Annotated in this window: 22 protein-coding genes; 11 read left to right on the top strand and 11 right to left on the bottom strand. The window is 68.4% G+C overall.

The window, feature by feature from the left end:
* Positions 1-16: 16 nt before the first annotated feature.
* The 5 genes from V8J39_RS07375 to V8J39_RS07355 all read right to left on the bottom strand — a co-directional run bounded on the left by V8J39_RS07375 (position 17) and on the right by V8J39_RS07355 (position 4160).
* Entirely contained in the window at positions 17-643 is a 627-nt protein-coding gene (locus tag V8J39_RS07375) for a glutathione S-transferase family protein (protein ID WP_336460250.1), read from the bottom strand.
* 385 nt (positions 644-1028) lie between these two features.
* Positions 1029-1241: a hypothetical protein gene (locus tag V8J39_RS07370; RefSeq protein WP_336460249.1), complete on the bottom strand. Its 213-nt coding sequence runs from the start codon at positions 1239-1241 to the stop codon at positions 1029-1031.
* Positions 1242-1283: 42 nt separating this feature from the next.
* Entirely contained in the window at positions 1284-3005 is a 1722-nt protein-coding gene (locus tag V8J39_RS07365) for an acyl-CoA dehydrogenase (protein WP_336460248.1), read from the bottom strand.
* Between the two features lie 50 nt (positions 3006-3055).
* A complete protein-coding gene (locus tag V8J39_RS07360) occupies positions 3056-3451 on the bottom strand; it encodes a MerR family transcriptional regulator (RefSeq protein ID WP_336460247.1) in 396 nt (131 codons plus the stop codon).
* Positions 3452-3731: 280 nt separating this feature from the next.
* Complete coding sequence (locus tag V8J39_RS07355; RefSeq protein WP_336460246.1) at positions 3732-4160, bottom strand: MerR family transcriptional regulator; 429 nt, start codon at positions 4158-4160, stop codon at positions 3732-3734.
* A 273-nt stretch (positions 4161-4433) separates the two neighbouring features.
* On the opposite strand from V8J39_RS07355, the gene V8J39_RS07350 reads away from it, so the two are divergent.
* Genes V8J39_RS07350 through V8J39_RS07340 form a run of 3 tightly spaced genes read left to right on the top strand, consistent with a single transcriptional unit; the run spans position 4434 to position 6740 of the window.
* Positions 4434-4895: a PaaI family thioesterase gene (locus V8J39_RS07350; protein ID WP_336460245.1), complete on the top strand. Its 462-nt coding sequence runs from the start codon at positions 4434-4436 to the stop codon at positions 4893-4895.
* Positions 4892-5383: a PaaI family thioesterase gene (locus tag V8J39_RS07345; protein ID WP_336460244.1), complete on the top strand. Its 492-nt coding sequence runs from the start codon at positions 4892-4894 to the stop codon at positions 5381-5383. Before V8J39_RS07350 ends, V8J39_RS07345 begins: the two co-directional genes overlap by 4 nt.
* Positions 5384-5396: 13 nt before the next feature.
* Entirely contained in the window at positions 5397-6740 is a 1344-nt protein-coding gene (locus V8J39_RS07340; RefSeq protein WP_336460243.1) for an MATE family efflux transporter, read from the top strand.
* Here the strand turns inward: V8J39_RS07340 and V8J39_RS07335 are convergent.
* Both V8J39_RS07335 and V8J39_RS07330 read right to left on the bottom strand, forming a co-directional pair.
* Positions 6737-7801 (bottom strand): quinone-dependent dihydroorotate dehydrogenase, encoded by a 1065-nt coding sequence (locus tag V8J39_RS07335; RefSeq protein ID WP_336460242.1) that lies wholly within the window; start codon positions 7799-7801, stop codon positions 6737-6739. The two genes, V8J39_RS07340 and V8J39_RS07335, sit on opposite strands and share 4 nt — an antisense overlap.
* Entirely contained in the window at positions 7798-8136 is a 339-nt protein-coding gene (locus V8J39_RS07330) for a DUF952 domain-containing protein (protein ID WP_336460241.1), read from the bottom strand. The genes V8J39_RS07335 and V8J39_RS07330 overlap by 4 nt, the downstream gene beginning before the upstream one ends.
* A 191-nt stretch (positions 8137-8327) precedes the next feature.
* Here V8J39_RS07330 and V8J39_RS07325 point away from each other — a divergent pair, with 191 nt between their 5' ends.
* On the top strand, positions 8328-9929 hold the full coding sequence (locus tag V8J39_RS07325) for a bifunctional metallophosphatase/5'-nucleotidase (protein WP_336460240.1): 1602 nt from the start codon (positions 8328-8330) through the stop codon (positions 9927-9929).
* Here the strand turns inward: V8J39_RS07325 and V8J39_RS07320 are convergent.
* Genes V8J39_RS07320 through mgtE form a run of 3 tightly spaced genes read right to left on the bottom strand, consistent with a single transcriptional unit; the run spans position 9919 to position 12331 of the window.
* On the bottom strand, positions 9919-10350 hold the full coding sequence (locus V8J39_RS07320; protein WP_336460239.1) for a VOC family protein: 432 nt from the start codon (positions 10348-10350) through the stop codon (positions 9919-9921). The genes V8J39_RS07325 and V8J39_RS07320 overlap by 11 nt on opposite strands.
* 14 nt (positions 10351-10364) lie before the next feature.
* The gene (locus V8J39_RS07315) at positions 10365-10949 is read right to left on the bottom strand and encodes a 5-formyltetrahydrofolate cyclo-ligase (protein ID WP_336460238.1); all 585 of its coding nucleotides are present in this window, start codon (positions 10947-10949) and stop codon (positions 10365-10367) included.
* Positions 10946-12331 carry a magnesium transporter gene (gene mgtE, locus V8J39_RS07310; RefSeq protein WP_336460237.1) on the bottom strand — a complete coding sequence of 462 codons (1386 nt, stop codon included), beginning with the start codon at positions 12329-12331 and terminating at the stop codon, positions 10946-10948. The genes V8J39_RS07315 and mgtE overlap by 4 nt, the downstream gene beginning before the upstream one ends.
* 879 nt (positions 12332-13210) lie before the next feature.
* On the opposite strand from mgtE, the gene V8J39_RS07305 reads away from it, so the two are divergent.
* From V8J39_RS07305 to V8J39_RS07285, 5 genes are all read left to right on the top strand, one after another.
* Complete coding sequence (locus V8J39_RS07305) at positions 13211-14056, top strand: hypothetical protein (protein WP_336460236.1); 846 nt, start codon at positions 13211-13213, stop codon at positions 14054-14056.
* Positions 14057-14205: 149 nt separating this feature from the next.
* Complete coding sequence (locus V8J39_RS07300) at positions 14206-14475, top strand: hypothetical protein (RefSeq protein ID WP_336460235.1); 270 nt, start codon at positions 14206-14208, stop codon at positions 14473-14475.
* Positions 14476-14502: 27 nt separating this feature from the next.
* The gene (locus V8J39_RS07295) at positions 14503-15276 is read left to right on the top strand and encodes a hypothetical protein (RefSeq protein ID WP_336460234.1); all 774 of its coding nucleotides are present in this window, start codon (positions 14503-14505) and stop codon (positions 15274-15276) included.
* Positions 15277-15328: 52 nt separating this feature from the next.
* Positions 15329-17092: a DUF262 domain-containing protein gene (locus tag V8J39_RS07290; RefSeq protein WP_336460233.1), complete on the top strand. Its 1764-nt coding sequence runs from the start codon at positions 15329-15331 to the stop codon at positions 17090-17092.
* A 16-nt stretch (positions 17093-17108) separates the two neighbouring features.
* On the top strand, positions 17109-18395 hold the full coding sequence (locus V8J39_RS07285) for an IS5 family transposase (RefSeq protein WP_336461172.1): 1287 nt from the start codon (positions 17109-17111) through the stop codon (positions 18393-18395).
* 295 nt (positions 18396-18690) lie between these two features.
* Here V8J39_RS07285 and V8J39_RS07280 read toward each other — a convergent pair whose 3' ends face one another.
* A complete protein-coding gene (locus V8J39_RS07280; protein WP_336460232.1) occupies positions 18691-19416 on the bottom strand; it encodes a WYL domain-containing protein in 726 nt (241 codons plus the stop codon).
* Between the two features lie 182 nt (positions 19417-19598).
* On the opposite strand from V8J39_RS07280, the gene V8J39_RS07275 reads away from it, so the two are divergent.
* Complete coding sequence (locus V8J39_RS07275; RefSeq protein WP_336460231.1) at positions 19599-20771, top strand: hypothetical protein; 1173 nt, start codon at positions 19599-19601, stop codon at positions 20769-20771.
* A 1-nt stretch (position 20772) separates the two neighbouring features.
* Positions 20773-21582 (top strand): type I-F CRISPR-associated protein Csy2, encoded by an 810-nt coding sequence (locus V8J39_RS07270; RefSeq protein ID WP_336460230.1) that lies wholly within the window; start codon positions 20773-20775, stop codon positions 21580-21582.
* Positions 21583-21600 lie beyond the last annotated feature (18 nt).

Raw genomic sequence — 21600 nt, 5'->3', positions numbered from 1 at the left:
TCCGGGTGGGGCGGTATCAGGCGCGGTCCGAGGGGTTGCCGGGCATCAGGTCATAGGGGTGCTTCCAGCCCGGCAGGCCGGCGATGCGGTCGAGCCAGGCGTCGATCGCGGGCATCGCCTTGCGGTCGAAGCCCCAGGGCTCGGGATAGTAGAGATAGCCGCAGCAGGCGAGGTCGGCGAGGGTGGGGGCCTCGCCCACCATCCAGTCGCGGCCCGCCAGATGCGCCTCGAGCACCGACAGCGCGGCCTGTACCCGGCCCGACAGCCAGCCGATCGCCTCTTGCGGGCGCTTGTCCGCGGGCAGGAAGTTCATCAGGAAGCGCAGGCTGCCCTGCTGGCCCGAGCCCTTCTGCGCATCCCAGAACATCCAGCGCAGGATCTCGGCGCGGTCGCCGTCGAGGAACCGGCCGGTCTTTTCGGCCACGTGCAGCTGGATCACGCAGGACTGGGTGAGGGTCAGCCCGTCCTCGATGAACACCGGCGCCTCGCCCATCTCGTTCAGGGCGCGGAAGTCGGCGCTGCGCGAGGCGCCGTGGAAGAAGTCGACCCATTGCGGCTGCCAGTCGTAGCCCGCGAGTTCCATGGTCAGCGCCGCCTTGTAGGCATTGCCGCTTTCGCCGAAGCAGTGAAGGGTTGCGGTCATCGTGCCTCCGGTCGGTGTGGTGGCCCCGCGGGGCCGCATCTGGGCCTGCGCCGGGGGGTAACGGGGGCCGGCGCCGGGTCCGTCTAGGAAAGCCCGGCGCCCGGCGATCGCCAGCCTGACCTTGCGTCAGGATGTCGCGGATCCCCGGGTCCGGGCCCGTCGTGCCGGCGGGTTTCGGCCCCGTGACCCTCGCCCGCTGATCTTAATCTTTCGTTAATGTTTTGTTAACTTTTGCGGGCAAATTTCCGGTTAAGGTCGTTTTCCCCACAGTGCGGCCTTGAAGAGGAGATCTGCTCCGACCCGAGGATGTTGCATTTTTTTTGCCAGTGCTCCTCGCGTGTATGTGTGTGCCGACTTTGGGTCGGAGCGATTTTTTCGTTGGCCGTCAGGCCTTTCGCGCCTCAAGCTCGGCCTTGAACAGGCGCAGGCGGTGGCCGAGGTTGTCCTCGCGCGTGACCGAGCCGAAATTCTCGAACAGGAAGACCAGCGCCTCGTCGGTGGTGATCTCGGCCTCGGCGGCGAAGGCCTTGAGACGGCGCCAGGCGTCCTCGGTCAGGGCGACCGGGATCCGGCGGGTGAGGCGCAGGCGCTTGGGCATCGGGAAACCTCCGTTCGGACCGGCGTTGGGGCTGGCCCGACCCTAGAGCGCCTCGGGCGGAAGTGCCACCACCGTCGCCGCCCCGGCGCGGATCCGCGCCAGGTGCAGCGCCGTCGCGGGCAGGTGGCGCGCGGCCCAGTGCCCGGCGATGACGAGCCGCGTCTCGCGCTCGGCCGGATCGGAGAGCGCGGCCTTCGCCAGCCGCAAGTGCATCAGCCCCAGCGCGACATGGCCGAAGAGGTGCAGGAAATCGGTCGCGCCGGCCAGCGCCTCGTGCGGTGCCTTCAGCCCGTGCTCGGCGAAATGCATCGCGCCGGCCTGCAGGTCCTTGGAGCCGGACTTGAGCGCCTGCGCGAGCGGGGCGAGCGCGGGGTCGGTGGCGGCCGCGATCTCGGCCTTCACCTCGGCGAAGAAGGCCATGATCGCGCGGCCGCCGTCCTGGCCGAGCTTGCGCCCGACGAGGTCGAGCGCCTGGATGCCGTTCGCCCCCTCGTAGATCATCGCGATCCGCGCGTCGCGGACATGGCGCGCGATCCCGGTCTCTTCGATGTAGCCGTGGCCGCCGAAGACCTGCTGGGCGGTGACGGCGGTGGCGAAGCCGCCATCGGTGAGGAAGCCCTTGATGACCGGGGTCAGCAGCGAGACCATCGCCTCGGCCGCGGCATCGCCCGCGCGGGCGGCGTCGATCAGTCCGGCGCCCCAGTAGGTCAGCGCCCGCGCGCCGTCGAGGAAGGCGCGCCCGTCCATCAGCATCCGGCGCACGTCGGGATGGGTGACGATCGCGTCGGCCGGGCCGGTGCCGGCGCTGCCGGGCGAGCGGCCCTGCAGCCGCTCGGCCGCGTAGGCGGCGGCCTTCTGCTGCGCCGCCTCGGCCACGGCATAGCCCTGCAGGCCGACGCCGAGCCGCGCCTCGTTCATCATCGTGAACATGGCCTTCATGCCCTTGTGCATCTCGCCGATCAGCCAGCCGGTGGCGCCGTCATAGGCCATGACGCAGGTGGCGTTGCCGTGGATGCCCATCTTCTCTTCGACCTTCAGGCACTGCACGGCGTTGCGCGCGCCGGGGCGCCCCTCGGCGTCGGGCAGAAGCTTCGGCACGAGGAACATCGAGATGCCGCGCGTGCCCTCCTCGCCGCCCGGCGCGCGGGCGAGGACGAGGTGGACGATGTTGTCGGCCAGATCGTGTTCGCCGGCCGAGATGAAGATCTTCTGCCCGGTCAGGCGGAAGCTGCCGTCCCCGGCCGGTTCCGCCCGGGTGCGGATCAGCCCGAGATCGGTGCCGGCCTGCGGCTCGGTCAGGTTCATCGTGCCGGTCCACTCGCAATTGGCGAGCCGGGGCAGGTACAGCGCCTTTTGCGCCGCGGTGCCGTGGGCGGCGATGGCGGAATAGGCGCCATGGGTGAGGCCCGCGTACATCTGCAGCGCCATGTTGGCCGAGACGAAGATCTCGCCGACCGCGGTGTGCACGACATAGGGCAGGCCCGCGCCGCCATCGGCCTCGGCGCAGTCGAGCGCGCACCAGCCGCCGTCGCGCAGCGCGGCGAAGCCGTCGCGGAAGCCGTCGGGGGTGCGCACGATGCCGTTCTCGAGCCGGCAGCCCTGGCGGTCACCGACCGCGTCGAGGGGGGCGAGGACATCGGTCGCGAGGCGCCCGGCGCCGTCGAGGATCGCGTCGAGCGTCGCGTCGTCGGGCAGGGTGCCGGGCGGGGTGACGGCCCGCAGGGTCAGGCGGATCGTCGAAAGCGGTGCTGCGTAACCCGGCATTGCGGGACCTCCATTCGCCTTGGCGCGCGGAGGTCCCGGCCGGGCCGCGGTCAGGCGGCGGTCTGGGGCGCCCTGCGCTGCAGTTCCTCTTCGCCCCAACCGATCTCGGTGATCAGGGCGCCGATGGTCGTGGTCAGCTCCTCCTGCTGGCGGCGCAGCTCGGCAAGCCGGTCCCGCGCCACCTCGATCGACCGGGCAAGCTGGCGACGCGCGCCGTCCGGGCTTTCGTAAAGATCGAGCAGCTGGCGGATGTCTTCAAGGCTGATGCCGTAGCGTTTCCCCCGCTGGATCAGCGTCATGCGCGCCCGGCACTGCTTGGTGAACAGCCGTTTCTGCCCCTCGCGCACCGGGAACAGAAGCTCCTTGGCCTCGTAGAACCGCAGGGTGCGCGGGGTCACCTCGTAGGTGTCGCACATCTCGCGGATGGTCATCATCTTATCGGTCATATCGGTTGGTCCCGACACATTTCTCTCCATGAAGCGGGCGGGATGAAGATTTCGCGTCAGGCTGGCAAGGAAAGTTGACGTTACGGTCAGGTTGACGCGACGTCACTTTCGGCGCGGCGAAAGCAACGCAAAGCTGCCCTCGGCCGGCTGGCAATTTCCGGAAAAGCGCGGCAACCGGCGCGCAACGGGCTGGGGCATCGCCCGGGCCGCGCCGGTTGGTCGCAGAAGTCTGACCGGCTGGTCAATCAGTCGATTCGCCGCGGGTGTCGCGCGGCCGGGCCTAGCCCGCGGTGCCGGTCCCTGCGCCGGGATCGGCGCCCGGCTCGGCAGACGGCGCCTCGAGCCCGAGGCTGGCCGCCGTCTGGTCGCGCAGCTCGCGCAGGTCGGCGATCGAGCGGTCAAGCTCGGCGCGCTGCGCGAGCAGCACGTCAAGCTGGCGGTCGGCCATCTCGACCCAGACCCGATACTGGTCGGTCTTGCCCTTCTGATCGTAGAGCAGCAGCCACTTGCGCAGCTCCTCGAGCTGGAAGCCGAAGCGCCGCCCGCGCATGATCAGCGTCATGCGCGCGATCTCGCGCGGGCCGTAGAACCGGGCGCGTCCCTCGCGGTCCGGTCGCAGAAGCTCGATGTATTCGTAGTATCTCAAGGTCCGCGGCGTCACTTCGAAGCGAGCGCACATTTCCTTGAAGCTCAGACGTGTGTCGGCCATCGTGTCGTTCCTCCCGCGGCGGAGGCTAAAGCAGGGTAAAGCGATTTCCAACCGTCTCGCGCGGCCGCGGCGCCGTTCGGGGGCATTTTGGACGTGGCCCGCGCGCGGCCCCGCCGTCGTTCCCCTGCCAGGGCCGAGTCTGTCCGCACGCGACCCGGGGGCGTCCCGGATGCGACCTTGGGGGCGACGGGCTTGCGCACGGCCCGGCGGCGGGCGACAAGGTCGCCACGCGCCGGCGCGGCCAGGCCGCGGGCCGCGACGAAAGGTCGGAAGATGGACGATACCGAGAGACTGGCGATGGCAGAGCGGTTCATCGCCGCGATCCCGCATGCCCGGGCGCTGGGGATGCGGATCGACGAGATCGGCGCGGGTCGCGCCGTGCTGTCGATGCCCTGGGCGCCCGAGCTGGTGGGCGATCCGGCGACGGGGGTGATCCACGGCGGTGCGGTCTCGGCGCTGATGGACACCTGCTGCGGGGCGGCGGTGATGGCGCATCCGGCGGTGACCCAGGTGACCGCGACGCTGGACCTGCGCATCGAGTACATGCGCGGCGCGCGCCCCGGCCAGCGGATCCGGGCCGAGGCGCTCTGCCACCACGTCACCCGCTCGGTCGCCTTCGTCCGCGCGACCGCCACCGACGACGACCCCACGGGACCCGTGGCGGCGGCGACCGGCGCCTTCACCGCCGCGGCCGCCCCGGCGGGCACGGCCGGCACGGGGGAGGGCACGGCATGACCCGCAAGGCCCCCGAACCGGTGCAGGTGGTCAAGGCGCGGCGCGACGCGGCGCTGGCGCGGCTGGTGGGCGGCGTGCCCTACATGCAGTTCCTTGGCATCCGCTTCGATCGCCGCGGCGACGAGCTGACGGCGATCCTGCCCTTCGACGAGAAGCTGATCGGCAACCCGATGCTGCCCGCGATCCACGGCGGCGTCACCGCGGCCTTCCTGGAAAGCACCGCCATCGTCGAGCTGGCCTGGTCGCTGATGTGGGAGGAGATCGAGGCCGCCGGCGGCGTCGGGGCCGAGACCCTGCCGCGGCTGCCCAAGACGATCGACTTCACCGTCGACTACCTGCGCTCGGGCCTGCCGCGCGACGCTTATGCGCGGGCGCGGGTCAACCGCTCGGGGCGGCGCTATGCCAGCGTGCATGTCGAGGCCTGGCAGGACAACCGCGCGCGGCTGTTCGCGCAGGGCACCGGCCATTTCCTGATGCCCGACAGCTGATCCCGGAGCGCGCGTGACCTCCTTCCCCCTGCCGCGCGCCGTCACCCACCGCCGGGTGCTGGCGATCGCGCTGCCGATCGTGATCTCGAACGCCACGGTGCCGATCCTCGGCGCCGTCGACACCGCCGTCGTCGGTCGCATCGGCACCGCGGCGCCGATCGGGGCGGTGGGGCTGGGCGCGGTGATCCTTGCCGCGCTCTATGCGGTGCTGAGCTTTCTGCGCATGGGCACCACCGGCCTCGTCGCGCAGGAGCTGGGTCGCGGCGATGCCGGCGCCGCCGCGCGCCACCTCGCGCGCGCGGTGATCATCGGCCTTGCGGCCGGCGCGGCCGTCGCGCTGCTGCAGCCGCTGCTGATCGCGGGCGGGCTGTCGCTCTCGCCCGCTTCGGACGAGGTCGAGGCGCTGGCCCGGCAGTACCTGGGCCTGCGGCTGTGGGGGGCGCCGGCGGCGATCACGCTCTATGCGCTGACGGGCTACCTGATCGCGGCCGAGCGCACGCGCGGGGTGCTGGCGCTGCAGCTGCTGATGAACGGCGTCAACATCGCGCTGGACCTCGCCTTCGTGCCGGGCTTCGGCTGGGGGGTGCCCGGGGTGGCGGCGGCGACGCTGATCGCGGAATGGGCGGGACTGGGCCTTGGGCTGTGGCTGTGCCGCGACGCGCTGCGGCTGGGGCTGTCGGCCGGCTGGGCGCGGATCTTCGACCGGGCGCGGATGGCGCGGGTGCTGCGCGTCAACGGCGACATCATGATCCGTTCGCTGCTGTTGCAGCTGGGGTTCCTGACCTTCCTGTTCCTGGGCGCGCGGGCAGGGGACGTGACGCTGGCCGCGAACCAGGTGCTGCTGCAGTTCCTGGAAATCACGGCCTATGCGCTGGACGGCTTCGCCTTCGCGGCCGAGGCGCTGGTGGGGCAGGCGGTGGGCGCGCGCTCGCGTCCGCTGCTGCGCCGGGCGGGGGTGGTGACCAGCCTCTGGGGCCTTGCCGGGGCGCTGGGGCTGACGGTGCTGTTCCTGGGCTGGGGCGAGGCGCTGATCGCGCTGATGACCACCGCGCCCGCGGTCCGGGCCGAGGCGGCGGCGCACCTGTGGTGGATGGGGCTCCTGCCGGTGCTGAGCCTCGCGTGCTGGATGCTCGACGGGATCTACATCGGCGCCACGCGCACGCGCGAGATGCGCAATGCGATGATCGTGGCGATCGCAGGCTATTTCGCGCTGATGCCGCTGCTGGTGGGCAGCTTCGGCAGCCACGGGATCTGGGCCGCGCTGCTGGCGATGAACCTGATGCGCGGCCTGACGCTCGCGGTGCTGTACCCGCGGCTGGAACGCGCGGTGGTTTCGGGCGAGGCCGCCGCGGCCTAGAGCCAGTCGCCGCGGCCGGTGCCGGTGACCTCGGCCACGGTGCGCCCCTCGCGCGCGAGCCGCGCGTCGAGGCCGCGCACCACCCCTGCCGCGACCGAGAGCCCGCCGAAGACCAGCGCCGAATACATCTGCACCGCCGAGGCGCCCGCGCGCAGCTTCTCATAGGCCTGGTCGGCGGTCGCGATGCCGCCGACGCCGATCACCGGCAGCCGACCGTCGAGCGCGACCGACAGCCGCGCCAGCAGCCGGGTGGACTTTTCGAACAGCGGCGCCCCGGAAAGCCCGCCGGCCTCGCCCCGGTGCGCGGATGTCAGACCGTCGCGCGCCAGCGTCGTGTTGGTGGCGATGATCGCGTCGACGCCGGTCGCGACGGCGACCTCGGCGATCTCCTCGACCTCGTCGCCGGTCAGGTCCGGCGCGATCTTGAGAAACACCGGCAGCGGCCGGGCCAGGCCCGCGCGCGTCTCCATCACCCGGTTCAGCAGCGCGCTCAGCGCGGCGCGGCCCTGCAGGTCGCGCAGCTTCTCGGTGTTGGGCGACGAGACGTTGACGGTGGCGAAGGCCACGTGCGGCGCGACGCGGGCAAGGACGGTGGCGAAATCGCCCGAGCGGTCGGCCGAGTCCTTGTTCGCCCCGAGGTTCAGCCCGACCGGCACCTGCGCGCGGCCCGCGTCGCGGGCCAGGCGGGTGGCGATCGCCTCCATCCCCTCGTTGTTGAAGCCGAAGCGGTTGATGACGCCGCGGTCCTCGGTCAGGCGGAACAGCCGCGGCTTGGGGTTGCCCGGCTGCGGGCGCGGGGTGGCGGCGCCGACCTCGACGAAGCCGAAGCCGGCGCGGGCCAGCTGCGGGATCGCCCTGGCGTTCTTGTCGAAGCCCGCGGCAAGGCCCACCGGGTTGGCAAGCGCCAGGCCCGCGACGCTGGTCGCGAGCCGGTCCGAGGTCACGAGGCCGGGCAGCGGCACGAGCCCCGCGGCCAGCGCCTTCAGCGCGAGGTCATGCGCGGTCTCGGGGTCGAGCCGGTGGAGCGCGGCCATGCCGAGGCGTTCGTAAAGCGTGGTCACAGAAGGCCCTCGGGGAAGATGTGGCCGGTCGCGCCCAGCGGCAGCGACTTGTCCCAGACCACGTCGGCCATGGTCAGCGACCGGTAGAGATGCGGGAACAGCTGTCCGCCGCGCGAGGCTTCCCACTTCAGCGCGTCGCCCAGCATGTCGGCCGAGACCGCGACCAGCACGAGGTCGCTTTCGGTGGCGAAATGCTTCGCCGCCGTCTCGGTCACCTGCGCGGCGGTCGAGAAGTGGATATAGCCGTCGGCAAGGTCGACCGGGGCGCCCGCGGTCGCGCCGTCGGCGCGGAACTGGTCCCATTCGGACCGGCGAAGGATCTTGAAGACCAGCATGGGCGACACATGCCCGCAACGCGCCCGCGGCGTCAATGGGCGCCCGCACCGCCCGTTGCCCGGATCGCAGGCGGTGTCATGCCGGCGTCACCGGTTGACGCAAGGATGGGCGGGCCAAGGCCTTTGACAGGGCGGCGACCGCCCCGCCAATGTAACGGCCAGATGACACTGATCCGACAGGAGGACCCCCGATGCAGACCCGGCTTCTCGCCTCGGCCGCGGCGCTCGCGCTGAGCGCCGGCACGGCCCATGCCGACTACACGCTGCACGTGCTGCACATCAACGATCTGCACAGCCGGATCCAGTCGATCAACAAGTACGATTCGACCTGCGACGCCGAGGGCGAGACCAAGGGCGAATGCTTCGGCGGCATCGCCCGCGTGAAGACCGAGATCGACAAGCTGCGCGGCGAGCTGACCGGGGCGGGGCAGAACGTCATCGTGCTGGACGCGGGCGACCAGTACCAGGGGTCGCTGTTCTATTCGACCTACAAGGGCGAGCTGGTGGCCGAGCTGATGACCGACATCGGCTTCGACGCGATGGCGCTGGGGAACCACGAATTCGACGACGGCCCCGAGGGCACGCTGCAGCTGCTCGACAACGTCAGCTTCCCGGTGATCTCGGGCAACCTCGACCTGACCTCGTCGGCGCAGCTGAAGGACAAGGTGAAGGACCACGTCGTGCTCGAGGTCGGCGGCGAGAAGATCGGCATCATCTCGGCGCTGGCGGTCGACACGCCCGAGACCTCGTCGCCGGGGCCCGACGTCGTGTTCCAGAACGAGGCCGACAGCCTCGCGGCCGATGCCGCCGCGCTCGAGGCCGAGGGGGTGACCAAGATCATCGCGCTGACCCATGTCGGCTATACCAAGGACCAGGCGATCGCGGCCGCGGCCGAAGGCATCGACGCGATCATCGGCGGGCATTCGCACACGCTGCTGTCCAACACCGACGAGAAGGCCGCAGGTCCGTTCCCGACCATGGTCGCCGGACCCTCGGGCACCGAGGTGCCGATCAGCACGGCCTATGCCTATTCCAAGTATCTCGGCCACACGATCCTGACCTTCGACGACGCGGGCAAGCTGATCAAGGCCGAGGGCGAGCCGATCCTGCTGGACGCCTCGGTCGAGCCCGATCCCGCGATGACCGCGCGCATCGCCGAGCTGGCGGGCCCGATCGACGCGCTGAAGGCCAAGGTCGTCGCCGCGACCGAGGCCGACATCGACGGCGCGCGCGAAAGCTGCCGCGCGGTCGAATGCTCGATGGGCAACCTGATCGCCGACGCGCAGCTGGCGCGGGTGAAGGACCAGGGCATCACCATCTCGTTCGCGAACGGTGGCGGCATGCGCGCCTCGATCGGGGCGGGGGACGTGACGATGGGCGACGTGCTGACGGTGCTGCCGTTCCAGAACACGCTCTCGACCTTCCAGGCCAAGGGCTCGACCATCGTCGCGGCGCTGGAGAACGGCGTGAGCCAGTACGAGGATGCCGCTGGCCGCTTCGCCCAGGTCGCGGGGCTGCACTATGCCTTCGACATCTCGAAGCCGGTGGGCGAGCGGGTGTCGGACGTCATGGTCGAGAAGGACGGGCAGTGGGTGCCGATCGACCCCGAGGCGACCTATGGCGTGGTGACCAACAACTACGTCCGCAACGGCGGCGACGGCTACAAGGTCTTCGCGGCCGAGGGCATGAACGCCTACGACTTCGGCCCCGACCTTGCCGACGTCACCGCCGAGTACCTGGCGGCGAACCAGCCCTACACGCCCTATACCGACGGGCGCATCGTCAAGAAGTGATGTCTTCGGGTGGGGGCGCGAGCCCCCACATCGCCGGCATCCCGACTTCGACCGAGGTCCCGGCCGGGTCGCGGCAATAGATCGACCGTGCGCCCCCGGGCCAGCGGTGGTCGAGTTCGATCGCGACCCCGTGGCCGGCCAGGTGAGCGCGCCAGGCCTCGATCGCGGCCTCGTCCGCGGCGGCGAAGCACAGGTGGCCGGCGCCGGTCGCGCCGTGGCGGGGGATCTGAATGCGCGGATCGGGCCGGGCCGAGACCTCGGGGTCGAAGATCAGCAGCATCTGCGCGCCGCAGCGCAGGAACACCAGCCGCCCCGGCACCTTCTGCACCCGCTCGAGCCCGAAGACGCCGGTGTAGAACCGCTCCATCGCGTCGAGGTCCGCGGCGTACAGCACCGTTTCCAGGATCGCGGTCGCGCGCATCTTCATCCCCCCGTTCAGCCGCCGGGGCGGATCACCCCGGCCTCGGTCACGATCAGGTCGAGCGGCTGGTCGGTCGCCTCGACCGGCACCTCCTCGACCTCCTGCGCGGCATAGGCGAAGCCGATGGCGATCACCGGCATCCGCGCGCGCAGGCCCTCGAGCGTGCGGTCGTAGAAGCCGCCGCCATAGCCCAACCTGTAGCCGCGCCAGTCGAAGGCAAGCATCGGCACGATCAGCACCGTCGGCAGCAGCCAGTCGCCGGTCTCGGGGATCAGCGCGCCGAAATCGCCGGGCACCATCGCCACCTCGGGCCGCCAGTCGCGAAACAGCAACGGCCGCCCCTCGCCCTCGATCACCGGCACCGCGACCCGGGTGCCGGCCCCGCGCGCGAGATGGGCGGCCATGGCGGGGCGGGGGTCGATCTCGGTGCGGATCGGCATGTAGCCCGCCGCGACCTGTCCCGCGCAGGGCGCGAGCACGGAATAAAGCCGCGCGCAGGCCCGTTCGGCCGGTTCGCCCGCGGCGGCGGCATGGGCGGCCTTGCGGGCGGCGAAGGCGGCGCGGCGGGTGGCGGCCTTGGCCTCGATCAGGTCGGTCACAGCAGGATCACCGTCGCCAGTCCCAGGAAGGACAGGAAGCCCACCACGTCGGTCATCGTGGTCACGAACGTGCCCGAGGCCAGCGCCGGGTCGAGGTCGAACCAGTCGAGCGCGAGCGGGATCAGCACGCCCGCGAGCGCGGCCACGATCAGGTTCACCACCATCGCGATCGCGATCACCAGGCCCAGAAGCGGCATGCCGAACACCAGCCAGCCGACCGCGCCCATGATCACGGCGAACAGCGCGCCGTTGACCGCGCCCACCATCGCCTCGCGCCGCACGACCCGCCCCGCGTTCGACCGGGTGAGGTTGCGCGTGGCCAGCGCCCGCACCGCGACCGCGAGCGACTGCGTGCCCGCGTTGCCGCCCATCGAGGCCACGATCGGCATCAGCGCGGCCAGCGCCACGATCGCCTCGATCGTGCCCGAGAACTGCGAGATCACGAAGGCCGAGAGGTTGGCGGTGACGAGGTTGATGATCAGCCAGGGCGTGCGCTGGCGGATCGTCTCGCGCACGCCGTCCGAGATCGAGCTTTCCTCGCCCACGCCGGCCATGCGCAGCACGTCCTCCTCGTGTTCCTCGTCCAGCACGTTCATCGCGTCGTCGATGGTGATCACGCCGACCAGCCGGTCGTCGTCGTCCACCACCGGGGCCGAGATCAGGTGGTACTGGTTGAAGGCATAGGCGACGTCGCCTTCCTCCTGCAGCACGTGGAAGGTGCGGAAGCCCTCTTCGAGGATGTCGCGCAGCGCCATGTCGCGCCGCGAGGCGAGGATCTTGCCCAGCGTCGCATGGCCCACGGGATGCTGGCGCGGATCGACGAGGACGACGTGGTAGAACTGCTCGGGCAGCCATTCGGCGGTGCGCAGCGAGTCGATCGCCTCGCCCACGGTCCAGTGCTCGGGCGCGGTCACCACCTCGCGCTGCATCAGGCGGCCGGCGGAATATTCGGGATAGGTCAGCGACTGCTCGATCGCCGCGCGGTCGCCTTCCTCGAGCGCGGCGAGGATGATCTCCTGCTGCGGCTCCTCGAGGTCCTGGATCAGGTCGACGACATCGTCGGATTCGAGGTCGCGCACCGCCTCGGCCAGCTGTTCGCGCGGGAGATGCTCGATCACCTCCTCGCGGATCGACTCGTCGATCTCGGACAGCACCTCGCCGTCGATGCCCTTGGGCCAGATCTGCAGCAGATCGCGCCGCTCGTTCGGGCCGATCTGCTCGAGAAGGTCGGCGATGTCGGCGGCATGCAGCGGGTCGGTCAGCGCCTCGAGCCGGGCCGCGTCGCGTTCGTCGACGGCCTCGAGGATCTCGCCGACCAGCTCGGCATCAAGCGCGTAATCCTCGTCCTCGCGCTCGGGATCCTCGATCTTCTGCTCGGCCATGGGCTCTCCTTCGCGCTTCGGGCGGAGCCTAGCCGAGGGGGGCGGGAAGGGCCAGAGCGGCTGGTGCGCGGCATGGTGGCAGGGTGTGGGGGGGCGGGAGCAGGGGGCGCTGCCGGAGCGTCGTTTGAAGTAGGTCGCATCCTGCATCCGACGGGCCAGGAGGAGCCGGCTCCGTTGGATAGATGCCGGAAGGCTTCATGCAGTAAGACGTCGAGGCGAGTGACGCGTATGGAGCCCAGCCTGCGCGCGTGGCGCACGCAAAACCTCTTATGGGGATCACGCCTCCATGCCCATCGCCGCTCGGCGCACTCAGAAACATCAGCCTAAGAGTACACCCGCGGCTGCTAAGCGCAGGAAGCGGCCGGATGGCAGTGCAGCACGGCACCCGCAGCAGATCATGGAAAGCGGACATTCGTGCGTCGCGCAGCAATCGCTCCCACCCGGGCGCAGCGGCCGGCCCGTTGGCGCAGGAAGCGGCCGGATGGCAGTGCAGCACGGCACCCGCAGCAGATCCTAGAAAGCGGACATTCGCGCGTCGCGCAGCAATCGCTCCCACCCGGGCGCAGCGGCCGGCCCGTTGGCGCAGGACGAGGACGTATCGTAGGGGGCACTGATGCTGGAACTACCCCTCAACGGCAGCGCTGTGCCGGATGCGATCGGAACAAACCTTGCAGCTCTGCCGACGCCACATGTGAAAGCTCGACACGATGCCGAATTTTGAGCCATCCCTCGCGGAATGTCGCAGCCAATCCGAGCTATGCGCAGATCGCCCTCAAAATTGTTTTGAAAAAAATATTCGTATTGAGTAACTTTCCTGTTGCACCCTCAAATTAGATCTCGCATAAGGCACGGAACCGAGGCAGATCGAGGATCGAAGATATGGCAAGCGCAAATCCTCAGTATGACCTCCGTGTAGAAGCGTGGCAGGCTCACCGCGACGAGACCCGGGAGACGCTGCGAGGGTGGTCTTCGGCAACGATCACGCGGGTGGAGAGCCTGGTAGCCATGTTGAACGGAACCTCCGCAAACGAAAAGCACGGGGCTCCGATCCGGGGCGAGGCCTTTCTGTCCGTGGCCGAGACAATGGCCTTTTACGGCCATTACGGTGCGCTGGTTGGCATGCCGGACCCTGGCCAAGCTGAAAACCAAGTTTGCGAGGGGATCGAAACATTGTCTCGCTTGGTCGAACTCCTGCCCGATGCAAAAAGCGCACCGCCGGGGGAGATCCTGGCGCTTGCCTCCGCACGCCGACAGCTCGAAAGCGGATCGGGCGTGGTGGCGCCCGCGGCGCTGGCAGAACTTGGCGGGATTTCGCTTGGGCGGATGCACAACCTGATGACCGGACAGGGTGCCCTGTTCCAGCCGGTCGATGGCGCAATCTCAGTGCCGCAGGCGCTGGCTTGGCTCGAGGATCGTTCCGCGTGGTGGCCGTCCATCTGGATGAACGAACCGGACGAAGCCTCGCAGGTCGAGATCGACGTGCCCGAGGCCGCCGACGGAACGATCTTCGCGCCATGCCTGAAACGCCGTGCGGGGTTCATGATCGGACCGAAAGGCTCCGAGGAGGTGATCCCCGACTACGACGATGCCCTTGCGCGGATGCGACAGATGGACAAAGGGCGCTGGCGGCGACCGAATGCAGCCGGCAACTGGGGTATCGTTTCGCAAGTGGGCACCAGGCGTATGACCCGTGCCGCCCTCGAGGCTTGGCGCATCAACGCCTGAACCCGTCCTAACCTGAGCACAAGCGACTGACCGCTCCCGGCGGACAGCCCCCTCGTACCCACATCTCACCAAAGGTCCCGCATGCCGAACCCGGCATGCGCCGCCTCCCGACATCCTGAACCCTGCCCAACGCAAAAGGAGGTGCCTTGATGCGACTGACCGCTCATGCCGAGATCCGCAGCCAGCAGCGCGCCATTCCCCCGGCCCTCATCGAGGTGATCCGCGCCTATGGCAGCCCGACACCGGCGCGCCGTGGATCTACCCGGTACATGCTCGATCGCCACTCCATCGCCCTGGCCTGCGAGGGGGACCGTCGGCTGTCTGCACGGCTCGAACGCCATCGCGGCACGTGGCTCGTGGCTGGCCCGGACGACCAGGTCGTCACCGTCGGCCACCAGACCCTTCGCTTCTTCAACTGACCGCCCACTCTAAGGAGACTACCCCCAATGGCCCACCAAGACCTTTCCCTCGCCCGCCAGTACCTGCCGCTGCTCGGCGCCTCCACGATCGCGACCTTGCCCGATGCGGACGCCTTGCTTCTTGGTCGCGACGGCCGCTTCTCGGTCAGCTACGCGCCCTTCGATCATGTCGAGACCGGCGCCCGCCTGGTCATCGTCGGCATTACACCCGGCATAACCCAGGCCCGCAATGCCGCCGTCGCAGCTCAGCGGGCACTGGACAGCGGGGCTGATCTCGAAACCGCCCTGCGCGAGGCTAAGGCGACCGGCGCCTTCAGCGGCCCGATCCGTGGCAACCTTCTGCGAATGCTCGACACCATCGGGCTGCCGCGCCTCGTGGGTGTCAAGAGCATGGCCGAGGCATTCCGGAGCGGCAGCGGCCTGATTCACCTGACCTCCGCGCTGCGCTATCCCGTCTTCCATGATGGAAAGAACTACTCCGGCACGCCCTTCATGCTGCGCCAACCGATGCTGCGCGGGATGGTCGAACGCCACCTGGCCGAAGAGGCAGGCCTTCTGCCCGACGCACTCTGGCTCCCGCTCGGACCGCAGCCAGCCGCGGCGCTCGACCACCTCGTGTCGCGCGGCAGCCTCGATCCGCGCCAGGTTTTGACGGGCTTACCGCACCCGAGCCCCGCCAACAACGAACGCATCCAGGTCTTCCTCGGCGAAAAGGATCCCGCCCAGGCCTCTGCGAAAACCAATGCCGCGCGCCTGCTCGCAGCCCTGGACGCCCTGCGCGACCAGGTCGCGATACTCTGACCGCTGCGTCCGCCCCTCCCTTCAAGACCTCACAACAGGAACGACCCTCCCCATGGCTTACACCACCGGCACCATCGCCTCCATCCTCCCGCGGCTGAACGCGGATTACTTCCTCCCTGCCGTCCAGCGGGAGTTCGTCTGGAAACCCGAACAGGTGCTGAACCTGGTCGATAGCTTGCTAAAGGGCTACCCCATCGGCACGCTGATGATCTGGCAGCCCGAGGGCGGCATTGAGGACGACCTCTCCCGCTATCCCTTCCATGTCCATTTCGTCCGGGGCCAGGCGCTCTCGCCCTATCCGGATGCTCCGAAGGCCTGCGCCATGATCCTCGACGGCCAGCAGCGACTCACCTCGCTCAACATCGCCTTCCAGGGCAGTTATGCGGTCAAGGATGACGGCGGCGCGCAGGTCTGGATCGACCTCTTAAAAGCGCCCGACCTGGACCAGGGCCAGCTGCAGGAGGATGAGGACACCGCGCAAGAGGCGTCCCTTCACCACCATCTGGCGTTCTCGGCGGGACGGCCGAACCGGAATGCAGGCTGCCTGTGGATGCCCCTCCAAGACATCATGGCCGTGGACAGCGACGCCGCCCTCGTTCAGCTGATTGCGAAGCAGCTCAAACAGTTGCCCGGCCATGGCGTACCGGAAAAGGAGGTCGTCTCGACCGTGCTGACCCGGCTGTACCGGGCAGTCCACGTAGAGGCGAACCTAGCCTGGCACCTGGAGATCAACGCGAATTACGATCGGGTTCTCGAAATCTTCATCCGTGCCAATAACGGCGGAACGAAGCTGACGACCTCCGAGCTGTGCAAGGCACTGATGACCTCATCCTGGCGCCATCTCGACGCGCGCGAAGCGATCCGTGACCTCAACGAGGACCTGAAGAAAGCGCTGAAAGGCGACAGGAAGCGTGCGCTGAACTTCGAGAACATGATCATTAAGTCGATGCTGACCCTGCATGACCTTGGGGCGAGGTACTCGCTCACCAAGCTCACCAAGCTCCGGCTGATCGAGATGGAGAACGCCTGGGACGACTTCCGCGAGAGCCTTCTCCTGACCGCGGCTCTCTTCGACAGTTTCGGTTTGAAAAGCGATCGGCTGACGGCCCCCAACGCGCTCATCCCGGTGGCGTATTACGTCTACCACCTGCGGCGTGCCGACCCGGCTGGCGCGGATAAGCTGTTGCGCGATAACGCCTTGCTCCTTCAGCGGTTCGTCATGGGCAGCATGGCCAAGCAGATCTTCGGGACGCGCGCCGATGCAGTGATCGACCAGGCCATCACGATCCTCAAGCCGCAGCGCGAGGTTTCGCTCGACTTCCCGTACCACCTGGTCGCGAATGGGTTCGCACAGATGGACCGTCCCATCGTATTCCGGGAGGCGGACCGCGAAGCCATCTTCCACAGCGCCGAGAAGGCCGGACCGGATTTCGCGCGGATCGCCATGGCCTACCCTCCGGCGCAGTGGGGCATGCGTGGCGGAGAAATCGCGCAGATCCTGCCCGAAGGTGCTTTGAGCAGGGAGATGCTCGAGCGGGAGGGCCTGTCTCCGATGGAGGTCAACCGCAGCTTGGCGCGGTTCAATGGCCTCGCCAACCGTTGCCTTCTCGACAGCGAGGAACAGGCAGAGAGGCGCTCGATGCGGGCGGTCGACTGGATGGATACACGCGATGAGGCCGCGCGTGCGCATCACTTGTTGGATGGCTGGCCTGGGCTGCATGACGTCCGTGCGCTGGTCGCCTTTCTCGAGGGCCGGGAGACGGCGCTGCTTGATCGAATGTCCCAGCGTCCGAAAGACGTCCTGCGGGCAGCCTGAGCGCTTTTTGGTCGACATGATCGATCTGCGCCACGAACCGGTGAAACTGGCCGCGCTGATCGACTGGGACGTGTTCGATGAGCAGTGGTCCGGGTTCGTCCCCTCGGGCACCGACCGTCCGGCCACCCCGCCGCGGCTGGTCGCCGGGCTGCTCGATCTGCAGCATGCGTCTCGGCTCTCGGACGAGGCCGTCGTCGCGCGTTGCGTCGAAAATCCCTACTGCCAGCATTCCACCGGCGAGACGTTTCTCCAACACCGCCTGCCGATTGATCCCCCGTCGCCGACCCGTTGGCGCAAGCGCCTCGGCGAGGAAGGTGTCGAATGGATGCTGACGCAGACGATCCCGGCCGGGCAGAAGGCCGGGGCGCTCGATGCGGGCAGCCCGAAGCGGGTGGCGGTCAATACGACGGTGATGGAGAAGGCGAGCGCCCACCCGACCGACGCCCGCCTTTTCGAGCGGGCGCAAGCGCAGCTGGTGGCTCTGGCCGCCGAGGCCGTGGTGGAACTGCGCCAGAGCCACGCACGCCTCGCGCCGCGGCTGGCGGTGCGCGTGGGCCGCCACGCCCATGCCAAGCCGTTCAAACGCGTGCGCAAGGCTCTGAGAACGTTGAAAGGTTACACCGGCCGGGTGCTGCGGGACCTGCGCCGCAGGCTTAACGACATCCCACAAGGGGATTTGCGCGAACGCATCCTCGACCGGCTTGTCCTGGTCTCGCGTCTGCTGAGCCAGGAGCCGAAGGGGCTCGCCAAGATCCATGCCCTGCACGAGCCCGAAGTCGATTGCATCTCCAAAGGCAAGGCCGGGGTGCGATCTGAATTCAGCTGCAAGGTCAGCATCGCCACGACGCTCGCCGAGGGGTTTGCCGTCGGCATGCGCAGCTTTGCGGGCAATTCCTATGACGGTCACACGCTGGGCGCTGCGCTCGAACAGGTAGAAATCCTGACCGACCGACCGCCAGAACTGGTGGTCGTCGACCGTGGCTATCGCGGCCATGGCGTCGACAAGACCCGGGTTCTGATCAGCGGCACACGGCGCGGCCTGACCCGGGCCCTGGCCGCCGACCTGCGACGACGCGCGGCGATCGAGCCCGAAATCGACCACATGAAGACCGACGGCCGCCTCGCCCGAAGCCCGCTGAAAGGCACGATCGGCGACGCGCTCTTCGCGATGCTGTGCGGCTGCGGGCACAATATCCGAAAGATCCTGGCCTGGCTGCGGGCGATTTTGGCGCGCCTGATCGCGCTCGTCATCGCGGTGATGAGGGGCGGCAAAGGCCGCGATCAGATCCCCGACGCCGCTTGAACAGGTTGTTCAGGGCGAACTATGGGCTGGCGCTCGTCCGTCGCATAGCAGCCTGGCGACGGACGCCCTGTCGAGATCGGTGCCGCGCCACCGCACGGCGAATTCGAGGCCAACATCGACCTTCGCGCCGAGCTTAGGACGATGTGAGGCCTGCTCGCCTCCCCGCCCGCGGCCCAAAGCCGACACCCGCGAGGAGCCGGCGCTGCATGGCAGCGTCTCCGGAAGCTATCGCTCGTGCAAGGTTCGGCAAGCCGCCTCCCAAGTTTGGGAGTTCAGGCTGATAGGTCGAATTATGCTATAGGCCGTCAGCGCGCCTGGCTTGGCGGAACCGGGAATCGGCTCCGATCAGAGACACAGTGACCAAGGTGTCGAAGCCCGGCTGGCGATCATCCGTGACATAGTGAGCCAGAGCCTTGCGGGTCCTGAACACGCGCTTGCCGTCTTCGCCCAGCGCATACTCGACCCTGACAGCCTCGCTCGGCGACCCACTGACCGCGGTGACCGAAAGAAGCGTTATGGTGTGCCAATCCGCATCCTCGGCATGATCGACATAACCTGGGAGCAGGCCCCTGTCGAATGTTGCGCGCAGGATCCGGGCCAGAACGAAATCACCGAACCGGCCTTTGTCATGGTCCCAGCCCCGCATGTGCATGCGTCCTGCCACATCCACGACGCTGTGAGGTGAAACCACCCGCCAGCACGCGTCATCTGACCGTCGCGAGACATACAGGATGGCCAGCGACCGACGGTCCTGAACGGCCCGGACAACGCCACGGATCGTGGCGTCCGACGGCTGTGCGCGTTCAGGTGCGGCAAGCGCGACATGCCGGGACCCGAGCATCACCTGAAGCCAGGACGCCATCGGGATTCCCGGCAACTGAGGTGGGAGGTGAAGCGCGCCAGGATCGAGGACAGTGATCTTGCCCCCGGCGATTTTCAGAGGCGAGCAATCGGGAAGCAGGAGCAGAAACTGCGACATATCTCGCGACATCGTAGCGTCGCTCATGCCGAACTCTGCCATGAGAGACTTTTTCTCTCGTGGTCCGAAGCGACCCGCATATCGCAGGCTGCTCGCGATCCAGCCAAGCCTCAACCGCACATCCATGACTATCTGCCCAGTACAATTTTCATGGTGAAAAATTCTGATCGTTGATGCCAAGTCTGAAGCGGTTACCTTACGTAGTGTAATGATGGAGCGTCAAGATGATCGGGCGATCGGATGAAGGGGCGGCGGTCGACGCCGAGGGCACCGGCGCGGCGATCACGCCACAGAAGGCACAGGTGCTGAGTTTCAAGGTGCGCGGGCGCCCTCTCACCCTGCGGCAACTGGAGGCGGAGTTCATCCTCATGCGATCCATGCTGTCGAAGGATCCGGTGCCGGGGGACTTCCACAGGGTCGCCATGGGAAGCGGCAGCCATCTGGTCAAACTGACAACGCCCCGGGCGGACAAGGATCAATGTGTGCTGAGGGTCGCCCCGCGCGACCGCAATAGCCTGCCGGTCTATGCGCCGTCCTTGAACGCACCGGATATTCCGCTCGCCAAGGTCGTGTTCCGACCGCTCGAGCTGATCGGGCATCCGCCGAAATCCGTCGTAGACCATCTGCGCGAGCCGGACGGTCAGTCGACCGCATGCCTTGCGGCCTTCGCGGCTGTCTTCGGCGCTGAGTGTCTGGAGGCGTTGCGCTCCGCTATCGCCGGACCCGGGCAGGTGATCTCCAGTCTTCCCGAGATCGGAGAGTTTCCGATCATCTTCCTGCCGCGCCCGGGGGGGGGCGATGTGCAGGCCACGCCCGTGTCGCCGGTCGAGACCTTCATGGGGTTCAAGGATATGGCAGGGGACTGGTTCCGCCCGCAGGAAAAGGACGCGCCCCCTGTTCCGCGCGGCCGCTGGGTGCGCCAGGCCGTGAGTTCGAAGCCGCAGAACATCTCGGGTGCGATCGGCGGTGCGCGGCAGCGTTTTCTGGCCGAGATGCCGCCCGTGCTCCGCGGATACGAGGCCGCGGTTCGGCGCTATGCGCTCGGTGGCACGTTTCCAGCCTGGCGCGACGATGATGTCGAGCCTGCGGTCATTGCCTATCATCAGCTTCTCGCCCAGGACTATTCCAACCGCAACATGCGCCTCGGTCTCGACCGGCGCGCCGATCATCTGATCGAGGGCGCTCTCGCGTTCATCCGTGAGGTCGAGCGCGACGCCAGAATGCTGCACGACGAGCACGGCATCGGCACGGGCCGCCTGCCGCTGCCTCCCCTCCCCTCGGCACTGATCCTGCGCAGGCGCTGGGGGCGGGCGCAGGCAGAGCCGGTTCTGATCGCCCTGACGTCCGAGCATTTCCGCGATCGCGAGCGGCGTGCGCTTGCCGGATCGGAGGAGTGAGATGCGCTTTGCCGTCCACATGCTGCGCGCCAGCCGCGTCAATCTCCTGATGAACGATTACACCGCCGGCCTGCCGAGTCCGCTGGCTTTCCTCGGTCTGGCAGAGGCGATCGGGAGGGATCTCGGGGTGGCGGACTGGCAGGCCCGGGTGCTGCCGATCCTGCATGCTGTCCATATCTCCGACGGGCGCACCAAGCCGGAGATGCAGCCGAAGTCCGGCATCTTCACCCCGATCGAGACGGTGGAGGACATGGTGGGCACGGTGAAGGTTTCGCTTCTGCTTGATCTGCCGGGGATGGAGAATGCCGATCGGCTGCGGGACGCGATCCTGCGCCGACGCATCGCAGGCGGGACGATCGCCAATCGCGATGTGCGGGTCGAACCGGTTGCGCCGGATGGCAGCGCGCTCCCGGGACTGTCCCGGGGCTATGCGATGGTGCGTCCGGACCAGCCGGAGCGGCGGCTGATCTCGTCCGGTGACATGCGGCAGATGGAACGGATCGCACGGATTCTCTTTCCTGCGACCCGTGAGCCCGGTCGGGGCTGGATCGTCCCGGTCGCTGTCGGACACCGTCTGCTCGAAGATCCGGGTTCGGTCCCGAAGCGCATCCGGACGCGGACGCCAGAGGTGCCGCATGTGTTCGTCGAACCCTGCGTCGGCATCGCGGAGCTGATCTCGGTCCGCAATCCACGCCTCTCCGGTCTGGCAGAGGATGCGATGACGGACCGCCTCTGGTCTTGGCATGCCGAGGGCGATCACATCCTCGGTCATCCCGCCTACCACCCTGAGAGCCTCTCCCCAAAGCCCTGATCCCCAAGGAGCCGTCAG

It is taken from the genome of Frigidibacter sp. MR17.24 (assembly GCF_037095655.1).
Classification (GTDB): Bacteria; Pseudomonadota; Alphaproteobacteria; order Rhodobacterales; family Rhodobacteraceae; genus Frigidibacter.
Note: the sequence above shows the minus strand (reverse complement) of the source record. Positions and strands in the feature narration are given on the sequence as shown.